Raw genomic sequence first — 16956 nt, forward strand, 5'->3', positions numbered from 1 at the left:
GACAGATACGCGGCGCAGGAGGCCGGCGGGCCGGCGAGTCGCCGTGTGCACCGCCGTGACGTGCTGCGCCTGGGCACACTGCTCTCCGCCGGCGGCCTCGCGGCCATGCTGCCCGCGGAGGTGGCCAGGGCCGACACCCAGGGGGACGGCGGCAAGGTGACCCGGACCTACCAGGGTCACTCCCCGATGGGCTTCGACCAATGGGCGTACCTCGACATCGACGTCCCGGCCGGCGTGAACCGCATCTCGGTCACCTCGGCCTTCGAACCCTTCGTCCTCGTCCCGGGCGTCATGTCCAACGTCCTCGACCTGGGGATCTTCGGCCCGTCGGGATTCCGCGGCTGGTCCGGCGGAGCCAGGCGGGACTTCACCCTCTCGGCGGCGGACGCCACCCCCGGCTACGTGCCCGGGCCGGTCGAAGCCGGGAAGTGGACCGTCGCCCTCGGTCCCATCGTCTACAAGGCCACCGGCATGAAGTGGGAGGTCGGCGTCACCCTCGAATACGGCCCCCCGCTGCGGCAGACCCCCTACGACCTCCTGCCCGACTCGGTGCGCGGCCGGACCGCCGGCTGGTACCGCGGCGACCTGCACCTGCACAGCGTCCATTCGGACGGCGCGCGGACCGTCGACCGGATGGTCGTGGACGCCCGCGGCAGCGGGCTCGACTTCATCGCCACCTCGGACCACAACACCAGTTCCACCGGCGTGTCCTGGCACGGGAACATCCCCTCGGACCTCCTGGTGATCAACGCCGAGGAGGTCACCACCCGTCATGGCCACTGGCTCGCCGTGGGACTGCCGCAGGGGGAGTGGGTGGACTGGCGGTACGCACCGGGCGACCGGGGCGCACTCGACCGGCACGTCCAGCGGGTGCACAGCCTCGGCGGCCTCGTGGTGGCCGCCCATCCCACCACTCCCGGGCCCGGCTCCTTCTGGGAGTTCGGCCTGGACCACGTCGATGCCATGGAAGTGTGGAACGGCCCCTGGACCCTCGACGACGCGGCCAACGTCGCCCTCTGGCACGGCGTCCTGTGTGCGGGCAAGCGCCTCCCAGGTCTGGGCAACAGCGACTCCCACGCCACGACCGACACCATCGGCCTGCCGCACAACGTCGTCCACGCCTCCGCGCTGTCCACCACCGCGATCCTGACCTCGCTGCGGCAGGGCAGGTCCTACGCCGCCGAGTCGGCGTCCGTCACCGTGGACTTCACGGCCAGTGGAGCCGGCCGCACCGCGGGGCCGGGTGAGGAACTCCCCCTGGGCTTCTTCGACGCGGTCGACGTCACCGCCTCGGTCTCCGGCGCCCCCGACACCGTGGTCACCCTCTACACCGAGTGGGGGATCATGGCATCGACCGCCATCGGGGCGGGCGGAACGGGACAACTGCGCTGGCGCGGCTGGGGCAAGGCCTCGCTGTTCGCCCGTGCCGAAGTGCGCCGCCTGCAGCCCGGCTCCAGCACCCTGGACCAGATGGTGGCCATCACCAACCCCGTCTGGTTCTACGCCGCCAACCGGCCGCCGTACGCCGTGGAGAAGCGGGTCCTGTTCCAGAGCGCCCGGAAACCGGACGGCAATTGGACCGGCATGAGACCCCTGCGCGGTGTCGCGAGCGAGTCCGCCTTCGCCGGGATCCAGGTCTCCGCCGCCGGGATGCCCGACGGGTCCGTGCAGGTCCTCGGGCTGCAAACGGACAACAGCCTATGGTGGGCGACTCTCGACGGCCCGTCCCTGTCCCGGCCGTGGCAGCGCCTCGACGGCCCCGGCGGGCAGAAGGACTTCACCGCCCGCGAGGCGGCCGTCGGCGCCCTGCCCGACGGGACCAGTCAGATCGTCGCCACGAGCATGGACGGCACGCTGTACCACCAGCAGCGCCGCGCCGACGGCACCTCGGCGGGCTTCCGCCCGGTTCCCGGCTTCACCCCGGGCAGCACCTGGGGTGCCACCAAGGTCGCCCTGGCCGGCATGCCCGACGGCTCGACCCAGGTCCTGGCGTACCACACCGACGGGGCGATGCACCTGATCATCCGCCGCCGGGACGGGTCCTGGACGCCGTGGACGCGTCCGGCCGGGTTCGGGGGTGCGGCCACCTTCTCCGGTCCGGCCCTGTCCATCACGGGTCTGCCGGACGGCTCTTCCCAAGTCGTGGCGATCGGCCTCGACGGGAACGTCTACCACCAGGTGCGCCACCCCGACGGGCGGTGGGACGGCTTCGCACCTCCGGCGGGCGTCGGCGCCGGCCGTATGGGCGCCAGCAGTGTCGACATCGCCGGTATGCACGACGGATCGGCACAGGTGGTCGTCGTCGGCCGCGACGGTACGGTCCGGCACAACATCCGCAAGGACGACGTCTCCTGGTCCGGCTTCGCCCAGATCGCCGGCCCGAGCGGAATCGACCCCTTCCCGGCCGGCCAGGTCCGCATCACCGCCCTGCCGGACGGCACCGCCCAGGTGCTGGGCATCAGTGCCGCGTAGGCGTCGCCGCCATCGGAGCCGGCCCTGGCACGTGCAGGTCACGCAGCAGATCCGCCATCACCCCGGCCGGCAGTGACGGGTTGGCGGCGGCCGCCTCGGCCACCTGGTGGTCGTCGTCCGCGAGGAGTCCGGTGAGGACCGATGGCGGCAGCGCGGGGTGGGCGGCGGCCACCTGCCTCGCCCGGCTGTCCGTCAGGCAGGCGAGCAGCGCCGGGACCGTGGCGTCGTGGTGCCGGGCGACCTCGCGGAAGACCTTCTGCACCGGCGGTTCGTGCCGGGTCAGCTCCTCCAGCAGGCCCGGCGAGGCATCCGGGTTAGCCGCCACCCTGGCCGCGACCCGGGCGCCGTGCCGGGCGACCATGTCCCGCAGCCGTCCCTCGGACAGACCGGGGTGCGGCGCCACGGACTTGACCACCTTGGCGTCCGGGTCGGCGGCGAGTGCGTCACGGACCTCGGCCGGCAGATCGCGGCGGTGGGCGACGAGCATGCGTACGACCGGATGCGCGGACGCCGCCAGCTCCGCGACCTCCGCGGCGGTGGCGGCCGCGATCCGCGGCAGCAGCGTCGGGCCGATCCTCGTGGCACCGGCCACGGCGGTGAGTACGTCGATCGGGACGTTCGGGTTGTGCGCCAGGCTGCGCTGTACCTCGTGGCCCTGGTCGACGGCCAGCACCCGGGCCAGGGTGCCGTCGATCCCCGGATTCGCCGCCAGTTCGGCCCGGACCGCGGGCAGGGGATCCTCCGCGAGCCGTGCGCCGACCGTCGCCGGCAGATCGGGCCGGGCCGCGAGCGCGGAGCGCAACTCCGTCGAGGGGTGACCGGCGAGCCGTACAGCGGCGTCGATCGGCGTGGCGGGATTCCGCAGAGCCGCGTACAGCGTTCCGTGCACGGTGGACTGGTGGGAGCCGTCGCAGGCGGCGTCCGGGGGCAGATCGCAGTCGGGCCGCGGGCAGTCCCGGGGGTGCACGAAGGGCGTCCGTTCGCGGTCGCAGACCAGGCAGCGCCGCACCGGTGGCATCCCCTCGCCGGTGATCAGCATCGCCAGTACGGCCGGGGGTGCCACCTCGTTGGCGGCCACCGCACGGCGGACCTCGGCATGCGGATGTCCCGCCAGCCGGGCAGCCGTCTCCGGCGTCGTCCACAGCGCGAGTTCCGCGACGACTCGTACGTCCGGGTCGGCGGCGAGTGTCTCCGTCACGTCCGCGGGCAGGGCCGCGCAGGAGGCCAGCTTCTCCCGGTGCTCGGCGACCGGATGCGCCGCCAGGAGCCGGGCCCACTCGGGCCGGCCGGCTCCCTCGTCCAGCAGGGCGAGGGCGGCGTACGGCTGGTTGACGGGATCGACGTCATCGGCGGTCAGCCGGCCTTCACGGACGAGTCGTACGGCGATGTCCTCACCACGCGCGGCCAGTGCGGCCACCCGCGCAGGGCTGAGATCCCCGCGAGCGGCGAGCTCCTCGCCGAGGTCGGCGTCCGCGGCGGATATCAGCCGGTCGAGCAGGTCGGGCGGCAGGGACGGGTTGCCGGCGAGGCCGTACAGAAGGTGGTTCACGCGCACATCCTGCTGGAGTCCGCGTCCATAGGCTCGTGTATTCCGCGGGCGGGGGAGGCGGGCACCGCCCTCGGTGTCCGCCTCCCCCGCCCGTCCGAGCCGGCTCCGGAGACCGCGATCAGTGGCCCAGCAGCAGCCCCGACGCCGAGACGTCGGCGCGGATGCCGTCCTTGCCCACCGCCACGCGCTGGAGGCGCAGGTCGCCCGCGGGCGGTTTCGGCAACTGGAACGCGAAGGAGAAGCGGTCCGCGATCTGCGGGCGGGTGAGCTTGGTCAGCGCCGTGAGCAGCGACAGATCCAGGCCCAGCCGTTCGAGGAGCCGGGGATGGGCCAGCGCCGCGTCCACCAGGTTGACGCGGGTCAGGCGGTGCAGGAAGCGCGGCGCACCGGTCAGCCGGTGCAGCCGGTCCTCGTCGTGCAGCGCCGCCCGCACCGCGCTGTCGGGGACGCCCAGGCGGTGCACGATCTCCGGGATCGACAGGAACGCCTTGATCTTCTCCGCCTCCCGGGTCAGCCGGCGCGCAGAGGCGCGGGTCAGGTGCAGCCCCTCGGTGGGCCCGGTGCCGGGCCGGTACGTCGCGAGATCGCCGATGTCGAGCCGCATTCCGTCCACGGAGGCCGCGATGCCGCGATCCCCGTCGCGCCGGATACGCGTGTCGGCCCGTACCCGCAGATCGCGTCCGGCGATGCGCAGCGATCCCCGAGCCCGGACGCTGCCGGGCCCGTGGGCGGTGAAGGCGACCTGGGAGGCGCCGAGTTCACGGTTCATGTCGGCGAAGGAGAGGAGGACGCGGCCGTGCATCCGCCTAACGAGGGCGCCACGGACGGCGGTTGGCCCGTCACCGTCGATGCGGATGTCGTCGGCGTCGGCCGTCACCTTGGTGAGGGTGACCCGTCGGGCCGGGATGTCGGGCACGGTGACCTGGACCGAGTCCAGGCGCCGTGCGGCCAGCTGGGTGAGGAAGGGAAAGCCTCCGATCCGTACCTCCGGGGCGGCGGCGAGGTCCAGTTCGTCCTTGAGCCGTTCGGAGGCCTTGTGCTCCGCGTAGAGCAGGGCCCAGCGATCGGCCAGGGTGACGAGGCAGGCGAGGGTGAGGGTCCAGGCGAGGAGCCTCACGATCGTGGGCAGGCCGGTGGCGCGGTTGCGACGGCGGCTGCCCCGCCGGTGGTTGGGCGGCGCCCACGGCTCCTCGGAGTCGTCCTCGCCCCGGGGCCCGGTGGCGTCGTCGGCAAGGAGGTCGTCCAGCGGATCGTCCGCCAGTGACGCCAGTTCGTCGTAGGGATTGCGGCTGGGTGGAACCCTTTCGGTGGCAGGGCCGTCCGACTGGGCAGGTGGATGCGTCTGTATGTGGGGGGTACGCATCGGTAGATTTGATCATATACCGCCACCCGAACCGCAAGTCCTTCACCGAATCAGGCGCGAAAGAGGCCGGTTGGTGTTCGTGCGCCCCTTCGCACATGACTAGGGCGCAATGCCGGTGCCGGCTGCCGGTGTCGTCCCGATCGGTGACCGGGTGGTCGAGGGGGATGTCGTCTCCGGGGTGGCCGATCGGGGGACTGCCCGCGCGTACCGGCGACCCGACGATCGTGGCGTGAGCACTTCCCCCATCGGGTCCGGGACCCATCGGACCCGGGGAAGGATCTTCGACAGAAAGCTGTACGCGCATGATGGCAGCGTTGGCATCACGCTCCGGGCCCGCGGCCGTCGCTGCGGCCTCCTGGTCGGCTCATGACACCTGGCTGATGACCGTGGTGGGTCTCTCCGTCGTCCTGGTCGTCGTCCTCGTCAGCTGGGCGAAGCTGCACGCCTTCCTCGCCCTGACGCTGGGCGCCTTCGCCGTCACGGTGCTGTCGGGGCAGGGCGTCGCCCGGGCGGCCGGTGCCTTCACCACCGGCTTCGGCGCCACGGCAGGCCAGGTGGGCGTCCTCATCGTCCTCGGCGCGGTGTTCGGACGACTGCTGGCGGACTCCGGTGGCGTCGACCAACTGGTGTCGGCGCTCACGCGACGGGTGGGCCCGAAACGACTGCCCTGGGCCGTGACCGGCATCGCCTGCCTCGTCGGACTGCCGATGTTCTTCGAGGTCGGGTTCGTGATGCTGGTGCCGCTCGTGCTGCAGATCGCGCGCCGTGCCGGCCAGCCGGTGCTGAGGATCGGCGTACCGGCGGTGGTCGGCCTGGCGACCGTGCACGCCCTGGTGCCGCCGCACCCCGGCGTCCTGGCGGCCATCACGGCCGTGCACGCCGACACCGGCCTCACCCTGCTCTACGGCCTGGTCATCGCGATTCCCTGCGCCGTCGTGGCCGGCCCGCTGTTCACCGCCTACATCTGGCCCCGAGTGGCCGCCCACGTGCCGGAGGCCGCGCTCGCGGCCTTCACCGCCGATGCCCCGGCACCCGCCGCCGTGCCTCTCAGGCGGGTGGTCCGGCTCAGGGCGCCGGCCGTGGCACCCGTACCGGCGGCCGCGGCGTCACCGATCCCGATGGCCGCCGCCGGCGGCCCGCCCGTGTCGGCGGCCGTCGTTCCCCCGGCCGCCCCGGCCGGCCCGCCCGAGCGGACGGCGCGCGAGCCTCGCGCCGAGGACCGGACGGCGCCGGGCGGGGGCCGGCGCACACCGCCTTTCGCGGTGACACTCTGTACCGTCCTCCTGCCCGTCGTGCTGATGATGCTCGAGGCCGCGTCCGGCACGTTCCGCCTGGGGCACGGATTCGTGGCCCGGGCGATCGCCTTCACGGGCACCCCCGTGGTGGCTCTGCTCCTGGCCGTCCTGGTGGCACTGGCCGTCTTCGGCTGGGCGGCGGGAGCTTCGAGACGGCGGGTGCACGAGACGCTGACGCGTTCCTTTCCGCCGATCGCGGGGGTGCTGGTGATCGTCTGCGCGGGCGGCGGATACTCCGCGGCGCTGCGCGGCGCCGGGATCGACGCCGTGATCGGTGAGGCCGCCCGGGACCTCCACATCCCGCTGATCCTGCTGGCCTGGCTGGTGGCCGCCCTCATGCGCGCGGCGACCGGCTCGGGCACGGTGGCCACGGTCGCCGCGGGCGGCATCGTCGCGTCGATGGCACACGGCCTGAACGCCCCGCACGCGGCCCTGCTCGCCCTGGCGCTCGGCTCCGGTGCGGTCTTCCTCGGCCACGTCAACGACGCGTCGTTCTGGATGTTCAAGGAGTACTTCGGGCTTTCCGTCGGCGGCACGCTGCGCACCTGGACGGTTTCCCACATGCTGATCTCGCTGCTGTCGCTGGGCGGAATCCTTCTGCTGAATGCCTTCGCGGCGTGAGGGCCCGATCGACGCGGAGCGCGGGGCAGGTCACCGCCGACCTGTGCTAAGGTCTACCCGTTGCAGTTGTGGTACCCATGAACCTATGTGCGCCTGACGGGAATGCTTATCCTTCAGGCGCATTATTTGTTTTCCCGGCGTTTCCGGATGGGGCCTCTGCCTACCAGAAGGAGAACGTCATGGCACAGGGAACCGTGAAGTGGTTCAACTCTGAAAAGGGTTTCGGCTTCATTCAGCAGGACGGCGGCGGCCCCGACGTCTTCGCCCACTACTCGAACATCGCGTCCCAGGGCTTCCGTGAGCTCCAGGAGGGCCAGCGGGTCAGCTTCGACGTGACGCAGGGCCAGAAGGGCCCGCAGGCGGAGAACATCGTCCCCGCCTGATCGCCGGACGCGTAATCCGCTCACCGGGGTCCGCACCGACATGGTGCGGATCCCGGTTTGTGCTGTTTCCAGGAAGGCAGACAACCGCATGTCCCGCAGGCCCCAGAAGTCGAACCGGCGAGCCTCGTCACCCCCACCGTCCTCGTCGGCGCCGACGGAATTCCGGCTGCCGGAAAGCACGACGCCCGCGCTTCCCGCCGTCGAGGACTTCGCCGGTCTCGACATGCCCGCAGGGCTGCTGAAGACCCTCGCCGCGCAGGGCGTGACCACCCCTTTCCCCATCCAGGCCGCCACCCTGCCCAACTCGCTCGCCGGCCGTGACCTGCTGGGACGCGGACGGACCGGCTCCGGCAAGACCCTCGCCTTCGGGCTGGCGCTGCTGGCCCGCACGGCCGGCCTGCGCGCGGAGCCCAAGGCACCCCTCGCCCTCGTGCTGGTGCCCACCCGCGAACTCGCCCAGCAGGTGACGGACGCGCTGACCCCCTACGCGACGGCGGTCAACCTCCGGCTGGCCACGGTGGTCGGCGGGCTGTCCATCACCAAGCAGGCCGGCACGCTGCGGCGCGGCGCCGAGGTGGTCGTGGCGACTCCGGGCCGCCTCAACGACCTCGTGGAACGCGGGGACTGCGTGCTCGACGCCGTACGCATCACCGTGCTGGACGAAGCCGACCAGATGACCGACATGGGCTTCCTGCCGCAGATCACCAAGCTGATCCAGCAGGTGCGGCCCGACGGCCAGCGCATGCTCTTCTCGGCGACCCTGGACCGCAACATCGACCGTCTCGTGCAGCGGTTCCTGACGGACCCCGTGGTGCACTCCGTGGACCCGTCCGCCGGCGCGGTGACCACGATGGAGCACCACGTGCTCCACCTCCAGGACGAGACCGACAAGAAGGCCGTCACCACGCGCATCGCGGCCCGCGACGGCCGGGTCATCCTCTTCCTCGACACCAAGCGGTCCGCCGACCGGCTCGCCAAGCGGCTCCTGGCCGTCGGCGTCCGCGCGGCGGCGCTCCACGGCGGCCGCTCGCAGCCGCAGCGCACCCGCACCCTGGAGCAGTTCAAGAACGGCCAGGTCACCGCGTTGGTGGCGACCAATGTCGCGGCCCGTGGCATACACGTCGACGACCTCGACCTCGTCGTGAACGTCGACCCGCCGACGGATCACAAGGACTACCTCCACCGGGGCGGCCGTACGGCCCGTGCCGGCGGCTCCGGCAGCGTGGTCACCCTGGTGCTCCCGGAGCAGAAGCGGGACGTCACGCGGCTCATGTCGGACGCGGGCATCCGCCCCCGGGCGGCCCGCGTCAAGTCGAGCGACACGGCACTCATCACCATCACCGGCGCCCGCGAGCCCTCCGGCGTGCCCGTGACCATCGAGATCCCCCAGCCGACCGCACCCGCGGCGTCCCGCCCGAACCGCAAGGCCGGCACCGAGCCCGGCGCCCGGCCCGGTCGTCGGCGCCGCAGCGGCGGCGCGGCCAAGGCGGCGACGGCCGCGGCTGCCGGGACGGGGGAGCGGGGAACGGACCGCCGGGCCGCCGCCGGGGCGGCAGCGGCCGGTGGCACCTCCGCGACCGGCCGCCGCCGTTCCCCCCGCAGGACGGGCGGCGGCGGGGCCACGGGCGGTGCCGCAGGCGCGGTCGGCCGTGGCTCCGACCGCCGAGGCGGCCGCCGCACCTCCTCCTAGGGATGTGCCCGAGCGGTCCGGTCCGCCCGCTCACGCAGCGCGGACCGGACCGCTCGCCCGTTCCCGGTGACCTTCGCGGTCGGTGGGCCGTCAGCCCGGGAACCGTCCCGTGGAGCGCAGGTGCCAGCGTCGTTCCGCGTACGCCAGGTCGTCGCGCCACAGGCGTCCCGCGGCACCGCGTACGAGAGGACGCAGAGCCGGGGCCGCGCGGCGCGCCATCGCGAACCCCCGGCGGTGGGACGTGGCGACGACGGCCTCGACGACGGCCGTGCGCGGGCGGCCCCGGCCGTCGGGACCGAGAGGGGTGGCATGGGTCTCGACGACCGAGCCCTGCCCCTCCCCGTCGGTGATGCGCATGACGACCGTGCGGGGCTCGGGCGCCGTGAACACGGCACGCACGGGAACGACCAGCCGGCCGGCGACCTTGAAGGAGACGTCGACGGTGAAGCCGTCCTCCGCGCCCCCCGGGTTCTCCGGCTGGTCCACCACCGTCAGGTCGACGAACGAATAGGGGTGGAACCAGGCACCGTGCCAGGGGTCCAGCCGGTTGGCGACCACGTCCTCGGGTTCGCAGACGCCCGTGCCCACGTAGACCGCGCTGAGGGAACGGGCGAGGTCGGGACGCGGGGGCAGGACCGGGGCGTCCAGCGGTGGTTCGTCCCCGATGTCGTCGAGCCGTACCCACAGCAGGACCCCGTCGTCGTGCACCGGAAGCGGCTGCCACCCGGCGAACGGCGTGCCGTCCAGGCTCAGACCGTGCCAGTGGCACACGAGGGTGCCGCAGCGCACCGGACTGTCCTTCAGCGGCGCGCCCAGATGGGGGCAGATCCCGGGGCCCGCCGCGGGACGGCCGTCGGCCGCACGCCAGACGACCACCTCGCGTCCCGCCACCGTACGGGCGAGGGGACGGTCGTCCCGCAGACCGCGCGAGGCGCCGACGACGTACCAGTTGCCCGACGGGCGTGCCTGGGCGCGCTTGAGCGCGTCGGCGATCAACGCGGGCTTCGCTTCGCGCCACGTGGGGCGTTGCCGCTCCCAGGAGACGGGCTGCCGGCGCAGGGAGAGCGGGAGGCGGCTCCGCCGTCCCGGCCGCATGGGGTTCACGCGACCTCCTGATGTGTGTGCGGTCGTACGGACTCCGTGGACAGGGCGGTCGGCGGTGTTGGTACCGCGCCGGCGGAGCGGTGGGTGCGGCGGGCGTCCTCGCGTGCGCGCAGCCGGGCCGCGATCACCCGGAAGAGCCCGTCGGCGGCGACCACCGCGCGTCGTCGGCGCGGAACCACGGCCCTGCGGTGCAGCACCGTGTACCCGTCCCGGGCGACGGCGTCGAGGATGCCGCTGTACAGGATGAACGCGGTACGAATGCACGGCCTGGACACGGGATCCAGCATGGCGAGACCCGGTAGCGCCTCGCGGTACACGCCCCGGGTCAGCGCCTCGAAGTCCTTCAGCGCGGCGGTGACACGCGGGTCGGTACGGCCGGTGTCCCGGCTCCAGTGGAGCAGCGCCCTGTCGACCCCGTGGGAGTCGAGCAGATCGGCGGGCAGGTACACCCGGCCCCGGTCGAGGTCCTCGCCCACGTCCCGGAGGAAGTTGCTCAACTGGAAGGCCACGCCCAGGGCGGCCGCGTGCGGCGCGGCCTCCGCACGGGGCACGACGGTTCCCAGGACCGGGAGCATCTGGAGTCCGATGACGGCAGCGGAACCGTGCATGTAGCCGCGCAGGTCGGCGTACGTGGGGTAGTCGGTGACGACCAGGTCGGCGCTCATGGCGGCCATGAAGTCGCCGAAGTGCCGGTGGGGGATGTCGTAGCGGCGAGCGGTGTCGGCCAGGGCGAGCACGACCGGTTCGCGGCTGCGCCCGCTGCGCAGTCCGTCGGCGAGGCTCTCCCACAGCGTGGCCAGCGCCGCCACCCGCCGGCCGGCGTCGAAGTCCGGGTCGAGGGAGTCCACGATGTCGTCCGCCCAGCGGGCGAAGCCGTACAGGGCGTGCACGGCGGGCCTGCGCTCGATCGGCAGGAGCCGGGTGGCAAGGAAGTACGTCTTGCCGTGGCGCGCGTTGAGTGCCCGGCATCGGCGGTAGGCCTCGCGCAGCGTCTCGTCCGTGATGCCTGCCGCCGAGAGTTCACGGGTGGTCATACGGCGGTCTCCTTCGTGCACGGTGACGAGGCGGGCGGCGGTGACGAGGCGGCCGGCGGTGGCGGGTGCGGTGACGACCCCGGTGCGGGCCGCGAGGACGACGTGCGCGACGACGTGTGCGGGGAGGCGGAGGCGGGCCGGGCGACGCCGGTGATCCGTGCCGCGGCCAGCTTTCCCGACAGCAGCACGGTCGGTACGCCGACACCCGGGGTGGTGCCGCAGCCGGCCAGGACGGCGTTCTCCGTGCCGCGCACCAGGTTGCGCGGGCGGAACGGGCCGGTCTGCGCGAAGGTGTGGGCAGCCGAGAACGGGGTGCCGGCCGCATGGCCCTGCGCGTGCCAGTCGGCCGGGGTGACGAGGCACTCCTTGTCGATGGCGGCCTCGATGCCGTCGAGGCCACGTCGCTCCAACTCCCGTAGGAGATGGGCACGGTAGCGAGGCGCGAGGTCCGTCCAGGCGCGTGCGCCGGGTCCCAGGTCGGTGTTGGGGCAGGGCGCGAGGATGTAGTGCAGGTGCCGGTCCGCTGGAGCGAGCCCGGGATCGGTGGCGGTGGGCCGGGTGATGAGCAGCGAGGGATCGCTCATCAGGTTGCCCTGGCGGGTCAGTTCGTCGAAGGTGCTGCGCCAGGCCCGGCCGAAGGAGATGGTGTGGTGGGCGAGTCGGGGCCAGGTGCGGTCGGTGCCCAGGTGCAGCACCACGGCGGAGGGGGAGTGGCGCAGCCGCAGGGGGCGGCGGGGCCGACGACCCAGCAGACCGTAGACGACGGGCAGGTCCGGGGTGAGGACGACGGCGTCGCACGGGATCCGCCCCTGGTCGGTGACGACCGCCGTGACCCGCTCTCCGGAGCGTTCGAGTCGTGTCACCCGTTGCCCGAAGCGGAGATCGGCGCCCGCGTCGGCGGCGGCGTCCGCCATGGCCCGCGGCAGCGCGTGCATGCCGCCCCGGGGGAAGTACACGCCGGCGACGGTGTCCATGTAGGCGATGACCGCGTACGCCGCCAGGGCCCGGGCCGGCGGCACCCCCGCGTACAGGGCCTGGAAGGAGAACACCCGGCGCAGCCGTTCGTCGCGCAGGAAGTGGCCGATGCGCGCGTCCAGCCTGCCGAACCCTCCGAGTGCCGCCAGTCGTGCGAGGTCGCCGTTGAGCAGGGCCAGCGGGGAGTCGAAGTTGGCGTCGATGAAGCGGCGGATCTGCACCCGGTAGAGCCGTTCCAGCCACGCCCGCAGTCGCCGGTAGCCCGCCGCTTCCGCGCTGCCCGCGAAGCGCTCCACCTCCGCGGCCATGGCCTCGCCCTCGGTGTGCACGTCCAGGGAGCTGCCGTCGGCGAACAGGGCTCGGTAGGCGGGGTGCAGGGGGATCAGGTCGACCCGGTCGTACAGGCTGTCGCCGACCGCCGCGAAGGCCTCGTCGGCGAGCTCGGGCATGGTCAGCACGGTGGGACCGGTGTCCAGGCGATAGCCCGCGAGGTCCAGCCGCCCGGCACGCCCGCCGGGCAGGGGGTCACGCTCGACCAGGGTGACGCGGCGGCCCGCGCCGAGCAGATGCAGGGCGGCCGACAGTCCGGAGAGTCCCGCGCCCACGACGACGACGTGATCGCTGCGGCCGGGCAGGACGCGGTTCATGCGCGGGAGTCCTCCGAGTGCGAGGCGACCAGGGACAGGGGTGTGCCGTGATGCGGTGCGGGGGCCGTGGCGCGGGTGGCCGGACCCGTCGTCGTGGACGCGGCCTGACCGTCGGGCGGCGACGCGTGCGGGCGGCCGGCCGAAGCGCTCGCCGCGGACGGGTGCGGGTCGGCGGTCGCGCCGTTCGGCGGGGATCCCTGCGCACGGGCGCCCGGACGGTTCGCCGGGGCTCCTTCGGGCGGGCCGGCCGGACCGAGCTGCGTGCCGCCCGCCGCGGCCACGAGGAGATCCCTCAGCCGGCCCGCGCCCGCGGGGTCGAGGGGGACGGCGTCGAAACGGCGCAGGCCCTGAGCGACGAGTCGGCCGGCCTTCGCCTCGACGGTCGCCAGCGCCCCCGTGCGCCGCAGGATGTCGCGCACCTCCTCGAGGTCCGCCGGCGACAGATCGTGTTTGCCGAGCGCCCGCTCCAGCACCGTCAGGGCGAGGCGGTCCCCGGCCGCTTCCGCCCGGGCCCGGGCCAGTGCCGTCAGACACGTCGACTTGCCCTCGCGGATGTCCCCGCCCGCCGGCCTGCCGGTCTCCTCGCCGTCGAAGAAGACGTCGCCGACGTCGTCCCGCAGTTGGAAGGCCATGCCGATACGGCGGCCGGCCGAGCACAGCGCGCCCGTCGTGGCCTCGTCGGCCCCCGCCAGCGCCGCACCCAGCGCCAACGGGCGCTCCACCGAGTACAGCGCGCTCTTGAGGCAGGCGGAGCGCAGCGCCCGCAGCAGTGAGCGGGAGCCCGTGATCTGCCCCTTGAGGTCGAGGTACTGGCCCGCCACCATCTCCGTCCGCAGATCTCCCCAGAGCCGCCGCACCAGGTGCCCGGTACCGGCCGGCAGCGCCGTCCCGGCGACCAGGTCGTCCGCCCAGGCGAGAGCGAGATCCCCGGCGAGGACCGCCGCCGCCTCCCCGAACCGCCCGGCACGATCCGGCGCGACGGCCGCGCCGTACTGGGCACCGATGTCGGCGTGCAGCGCCGGCCTGCCCCGGCGGCGGGGCGAACGGTCCATCACGTCGTCCTGGACGAGCGCGCAGGTCTGCAGGAGTTCCACCGCGGCTCCCAGCCGCAGGGCCGCCACGGCCGACGTGTCGTCACCGCCGCCGCAGGCGCGCATGGCCCACCACAGCAGCTGCGAGCGGACGCGCTTGCCACCCCGCTGGGTGAAGTGCGCGACCCGCAGGGCGAGGTCGTCCGCGAAGACCGGGTCCACGGCCCGGGACCGCTCCAGCCGTTCGGCCAGTTCCTGATCCAGGACGCGACTCACGGCCGCGCGCACGTCCCGGTCGGCGGCACGGGCCCCCGCGGACCCGTCCCGCCCACCGCGTCGATCCGGTTCCGGGCGGTCGGCCGACGGCCCGCCCCGTGCGGCGTCGGACGCCGGAGACCCGTGGGAGCCGTCCGACCCACCGGGACCGCCGGAGCGTTCCCGGACGGGCGAGCGGGCCAGGGCGACCAGTCGGAAGGCGGGCGGCGGCCCGGCCTCATGGTGGTCCGTCGCCTGTGTCGGACGCATCGCGGTTCCTTTCGTCCTGATCGCGGACAGCTCCGTTGAGCAGGCATTCGCTCCGCGCTCCGCGAACGGATGCGGAAGAGGGGGCCGAAGCGCGGCGGGCGGACGGCGCATGACATTCCCTCCAGACTCGCCCGACTCGGCGACGATCGCCTGTCGCATTCGAGTGACCCGCATCCGAAGGGGCACACGGGCGGGAACATCGGCCAGGTGCGCGATCACAGAAGCGGGCCGCAACAGCAGAGGGAGGCAGCCGTCGTGGAGCGGACGGATGTGGCGATCGTCGGGGCGGGGGCGGCCGGCCTTTCCCTGGCGCACCGTCTGTCGGGGCACCTGCCCGGCAGACGCATGCCCTCGGTGGTCCTGCTGGACGCCCCTCCCGGACCACTGCGCCCTCCGCGGCGGACGTGGTGCTTCTGGGAGAGCGGCATGAACCGCTTCGAAGCCGCCGTCACCGCCAGCTGGCGCTCCCTCCGGGTGCGCCCGTCGACCGGCGCGCCCGTCACCGGGGACATCTCCCCCTTGCGTTACAAGCTGATCCGGTCCACCGACTTCGAAGCCCTCGTCGACCGTGACCTGCTGCTCAGCCCCAACGTGCGGCGCCGGGAAGCGACCGTCGAAACGGTGGAGGACGTCAGCGGGGGAGCCCAGATCCGCTTCCGGACGGCCGACGGACGGCCGGGCGTCCTGCACGCCCGATGGGTGTTCGACTCGCGCCCCCTGCACAGCGTCCCGGCCGCCCGCACCACCCTGCTCCAGCACTTCCACGGCTGGTTCGTCCGCACGGACCAGCCCGTCTTCGACCGCGACACCGCGGAGCTGATGGACTTTCGCACCCCCCAGCCCGACCAGGGCCTCTCCTTCGGCTACGTGCTGCCCATGAGCCCCAGCGAAGCCCTGGTGGAGTACACCGAGTTCTCCCCGCGCGTCCTGACGGCGGAGGGCTACGAGGACGCCGTACGGCACTACGCCGAGGACGTCCTGCGGCTCGGCGACATCGAGGTGATCTCGACCGAGACCGGAGTCATCCCGATGACGGACGGCCCGGTCGCGCGACAGGTGGGGCAGTCCGTCTTCCGCATCGGCACCGCAGGCGGCGCCACCCGCCCGTCCACCGGGTACACCTTCGCCGGACTGCAGCGACAGACACGGTCGATCGCGGCCGCCCTGCGACGGGGCCGCCGTCCCGTCCCGCCACCCGCCCACTCGGCACGCTCCCGGGCCATGGACGCCGTACTGCTGCGAGCCCTGGACAGCGGTCGGGTCGACGGCCCGGCGCTCTTCTCGCGGCTGTTCGCGAGCCTGCCCATGAACCGCCTCCTGCGTTTCCTCGACGGCCGAACCCGCCTGACCGAGGACCTGACCATCGGCCTGCGCACGCCGGTCGGTCCCATGCTCCGATCCGCGCTGGAACTGCCCGTCCTGCCCCGCCGCCCCTTCGACCAGCCCTGACCCCCTCCGCGCACCCCGCCTTCCTGGAGACCGCATGACCCTGCTGCACGACGAGAGCCTCGCCACGGCGTTCGACCACGCCGCCCGCAGCTATGACACGCTGGTGGCCGCCAACCCCGGATACCACGCACACCTGCGCCGTTCGGTGCGCCGACTCGGCCTGCCCGGACACGGCGAAGGGCTGCGCGTGCTGGACCTCGGCTGCGGCACCGGTGCCTCGACCGCCGCGCTGCGGTCCGCGCTGCCGGCCGCCGACATCACCGCCGTCGACGCCTCCGCCGGCATGCTGGAACGCGCCGCGGCCAAGCCCTGGGCGGCCGATGTGTCCTTCGTGCACGCGCCGGCGGAGCGCCTGGCCCAGGCCGGTGTGCGGGGCCCCTTCGACGCCGTCTTCGCCGCCTACCTCTTCCGCAACCTCGCCGACCCCGACGCCGTACTGAGCACGGTGAGCGCGCTGTTGGAGCCGGGCGGACGGCTCGGAGTGCACGAGTACACGCTCAGCGGCCGGCCCGTCGACCGCGCGGTGTGGACAGCGGTCTGCCGGGGCATCGTCCAGCCTGTGGCGACCGTGCTCGGAGACGGCGGGCTCTACCGTCATCTGTGGCGCAGCGTCGTCGAGTTCGACACCGCACACCGGTTCGCCGAACGGCTGCGTGCCGCGCGCTTCGAACAGGTCAGGACGCTACCGCTGCCGGGCTGGCAGACGGGCATCGCGCACACCTTCGTCGCCCGGCGCGCCGACTCGGTGCCGCGGGAGGCGCGATGAACCGCTCCGGTCAGGCCACGGGACGAGCGGCCGCTGCACCCCCGGTACGCGG

12 protein-coding genes are annotated in these 16956 nt (G+C 73.5%); 6 read left to right on the forward strand and 6 right to left on the reverse strand.

Annotation, left to right across the window (positions count from 1 at the left end):
* Window positions 1-45 precede the first annotated feature (45 nt).
* Window positions 46-2472: a CehA/McbA family metallohydrolase gene (locus BLW57_RS37200; RefSeq protein ID WP_093480076.1), complete on the forward strand. Its 2427-nt coding sequence runs from the start codon at window positions 46-48 to the stop codon at window positions 2470-2472.
* On the opposite strand, the gene BLW57_RS37205 is transcribed toward BLW57_RS37200, so the two are convergent.
* Window positions 2459-4021, reverse strand: coding sequence for a hypothetical protein (locus BLW57_RS37205; protein ID WP_093480077.1), 1563 nt, complete (start codon window positions 4019-4021; stop codon window positions 2459-2461). The two genes, BLW57_RS37200 and BLW57_RS37205, sit on opposite strands and share 14 nt — an antisense overlap.
* A gap of 118 nt (window positions 4022-4139) precedes the next feature.
* The gene (locus BLW57_RS37210; RefSeq protein WP_093480078.1) at window positions 4140-5384 is read right to left on the reverse strand and encodes an LmeA family phospholipid-binding protein; all 1245 of its coding nucleotides are present in this window, start codon (window positions 5382-5384) and stop codon (window positions 4140-4142) included.
* Between the two features lie 314 nt (window positions 5385-5698).
* Between BLW57_RS37210 and BLW57_RS37215 the strand changes: the two genes are divergently transcribed.
* The 3 genes from BLW57_RS37215 (at window position 5699) to BLW57_RS37225 (ending at window position 9373) form a co-directional block, all read left to right on the forward strand.
* Entirely contained in the window at window positions 5699-7300 is a 1602-nt protein-coding gene (locus BLW57_RS37215) for a GntT/GntP/DsdX family permease (RefSeq protein ID WP_176985866.1), read from the forward strand.
* A gap of 179 nt (window positions 7301-7479) precedes the next feature.
* Complete coding sequence (locus tag BLW57_RS37220; RefSeq protein WP_073895899.1) at window positions 7480-7683, forward strand: cold-shock protein; 204 nt, start codon at window positions 7480-7482, stop codon at window positions 7681-7683.
* Window positions 7684-7771: 88 nt separating this feature from the next.
* Entirely contained in the window at window positions 7772-9373 is a 1602-nt protein-coding gene (locus BLW57_RS37225) for a DEAD/DEAH box helicase (protein WP_093480080.1), read from the forward strand.
* 90 nt (window positions 9374-9463) lie between these two features.
* Here BLW57_RS37225 and BLW57_RS37230 read toward each other — a convergent pair whose 3' ends face one another.
* The 4 genes from BLW57_RS37230 to BLW57_RS37245 are packed head-to-tail and all read right to left on the reverse strand — an operon-like array spanning window position 9464 to window position 14689.
* Entirely contained in the window at window positions 9464-10468 is a 1005-nt protein-coding gene (locus BLW57_RS37230; RefSeq protein WP_093481103.1) for a Rieske (2Fe-2S) protein, read from the reverse strand.
* 5 nt (window positions 10469-10473) lie between these two features.
* A complete protein-coding gene (locus tag BLW57_RS37235) occupies window positions 10474-11511 on the reverse strand; it encodes a phytoene/squalene synthase family protein (RefSeq protein ID WP_093480081.1) in 1038 nt (345 codons plus the stop codon).
* Window positions 11508-13133, reverse strand: coding sequence for a phytoene desaturase family protein (crtI, locus tag BLW57_RS37240; RefSeq protein ID WP_093480082.1), 1626 nt, complete (start codon window positions 13131-13133; stop codon window positions 11508-11510). Before crtI ends, BLW57_RS37235 begins: the two co-directional genes overlap by 4 nt.
* Window positions 13130-14689, reverse strand: a complete 1560-nt coding sequence (locus tag BLW57_RS37245; protein WP_093480083.1) for a polyprenyl synthetase family protein — start codon at window positions 14687-14689, stop codon at window positions 13130-13132. The genes crtI and BLW57_RS37245 overlap by 4 nt, the downstream gene beginning before the upstream one ends.
* Before the next feature lie 255 nt (window positions 14690-14944).
* Between BLW57_RS37245 and BLW57_RS37250 the strand changes: the two genes are divergently transcribed.
* Both BLW57_RS37250 and BLW57_RS37255 read left to right on the forward strand, forming a co-directional pair.
* A complete protein-coding gene (locus BLW57_RS37250) occupies window positions 14945-16138 on the forward strand; it encodes a lycopene cyclase family protein (protein WP_093480084.1) in 1194 nt (397 codons plus the stop codon).
* Between the two features lie 34 nt (window positions 16139-16172).
* Window positions 16173-16904 (forward strand): methyltransferase domain-containing protein, encoded by a 732-nt coding sequence (locus tag BLW57_RS37255; protein ID WP_093480085.1) that lies wholly within the window; start codon window positions 16173-16175, stop codon window positions 16902-16904.
* Window positions 16905-16956 lie beyond the last annotated feature (52 nt).

It is taken from the genome of Streptomyces sp. 1222.5 (genome assembly GCF_900105245.1).
GTDB classification, from domain to species: Bacteria; Actinomycetota; Actinomycetes; order Streptomycetales; family Streptomycetaceae; genus Streptomyces; species Streptomyces albidocamelliae.

Excerpts from the sequence above, each read along its gene's own strand:
- BLW57_RS37210 (WP_093480078.1), bottom strand. The coding sequence starts at position 5,384 with ATGCGTACCCCCCACATACAGACGCATCCACCTGCCCAGTCGGACGGC.
- BLW57_RS37220 (WP_073895899.1), top strand. The coding sequence starts at position 7,480 with ATGGCACAGGGAACCGTGAAGTGGTTCAACTCTGAAAAGGGTTTCGGC.
- BLW57_RS37225 (WP_093480080.1), top strand. The coding sequence starts at position 7,772 with ATGTCCCGCAGGCCCCAGAAGTCGAACCGGCGAGCCTCGTCACCCCCA.
- BLW57_RS37230 (WP_093481103.1), bottom strand. The coding sequence starts at position 10,468 with ATGCGGCCGGGACGGCGGAGCCGCCTCCCGCTCTCCCTGCGCCGGCAG.
- BLW57_RS37235 (WP_093480081.1), bottom strand. The coding sequence starts at position 11,511 with ATGACCACCCGTGAACTCTCGGCGGCAGGCATCACGGACGAGACGCTG.
- crtI (WP_093480082.1), bottom strand. The coding sequence starts at position 13,133 with ATGAACCGCGTCCTGCCCGGCCGCAGCGATCACGTCGTCGTCGTGGGC.
- BLW57_RS37245 (WP_093480083.1), bottom strand. The coding sequence starts at position 14,689 with ATGCGTCCGACACAGGCGACGGACCACCATGAGGCCGGGCCGCCGCCC.
- BLW57_RS37255 (WP_093480085.1), top strand. The coding sequence starts at position 16,173 with ATGACCCTGCTGCACGACGAGAGCCTCGCCACGGCGTTCGACCACGCC.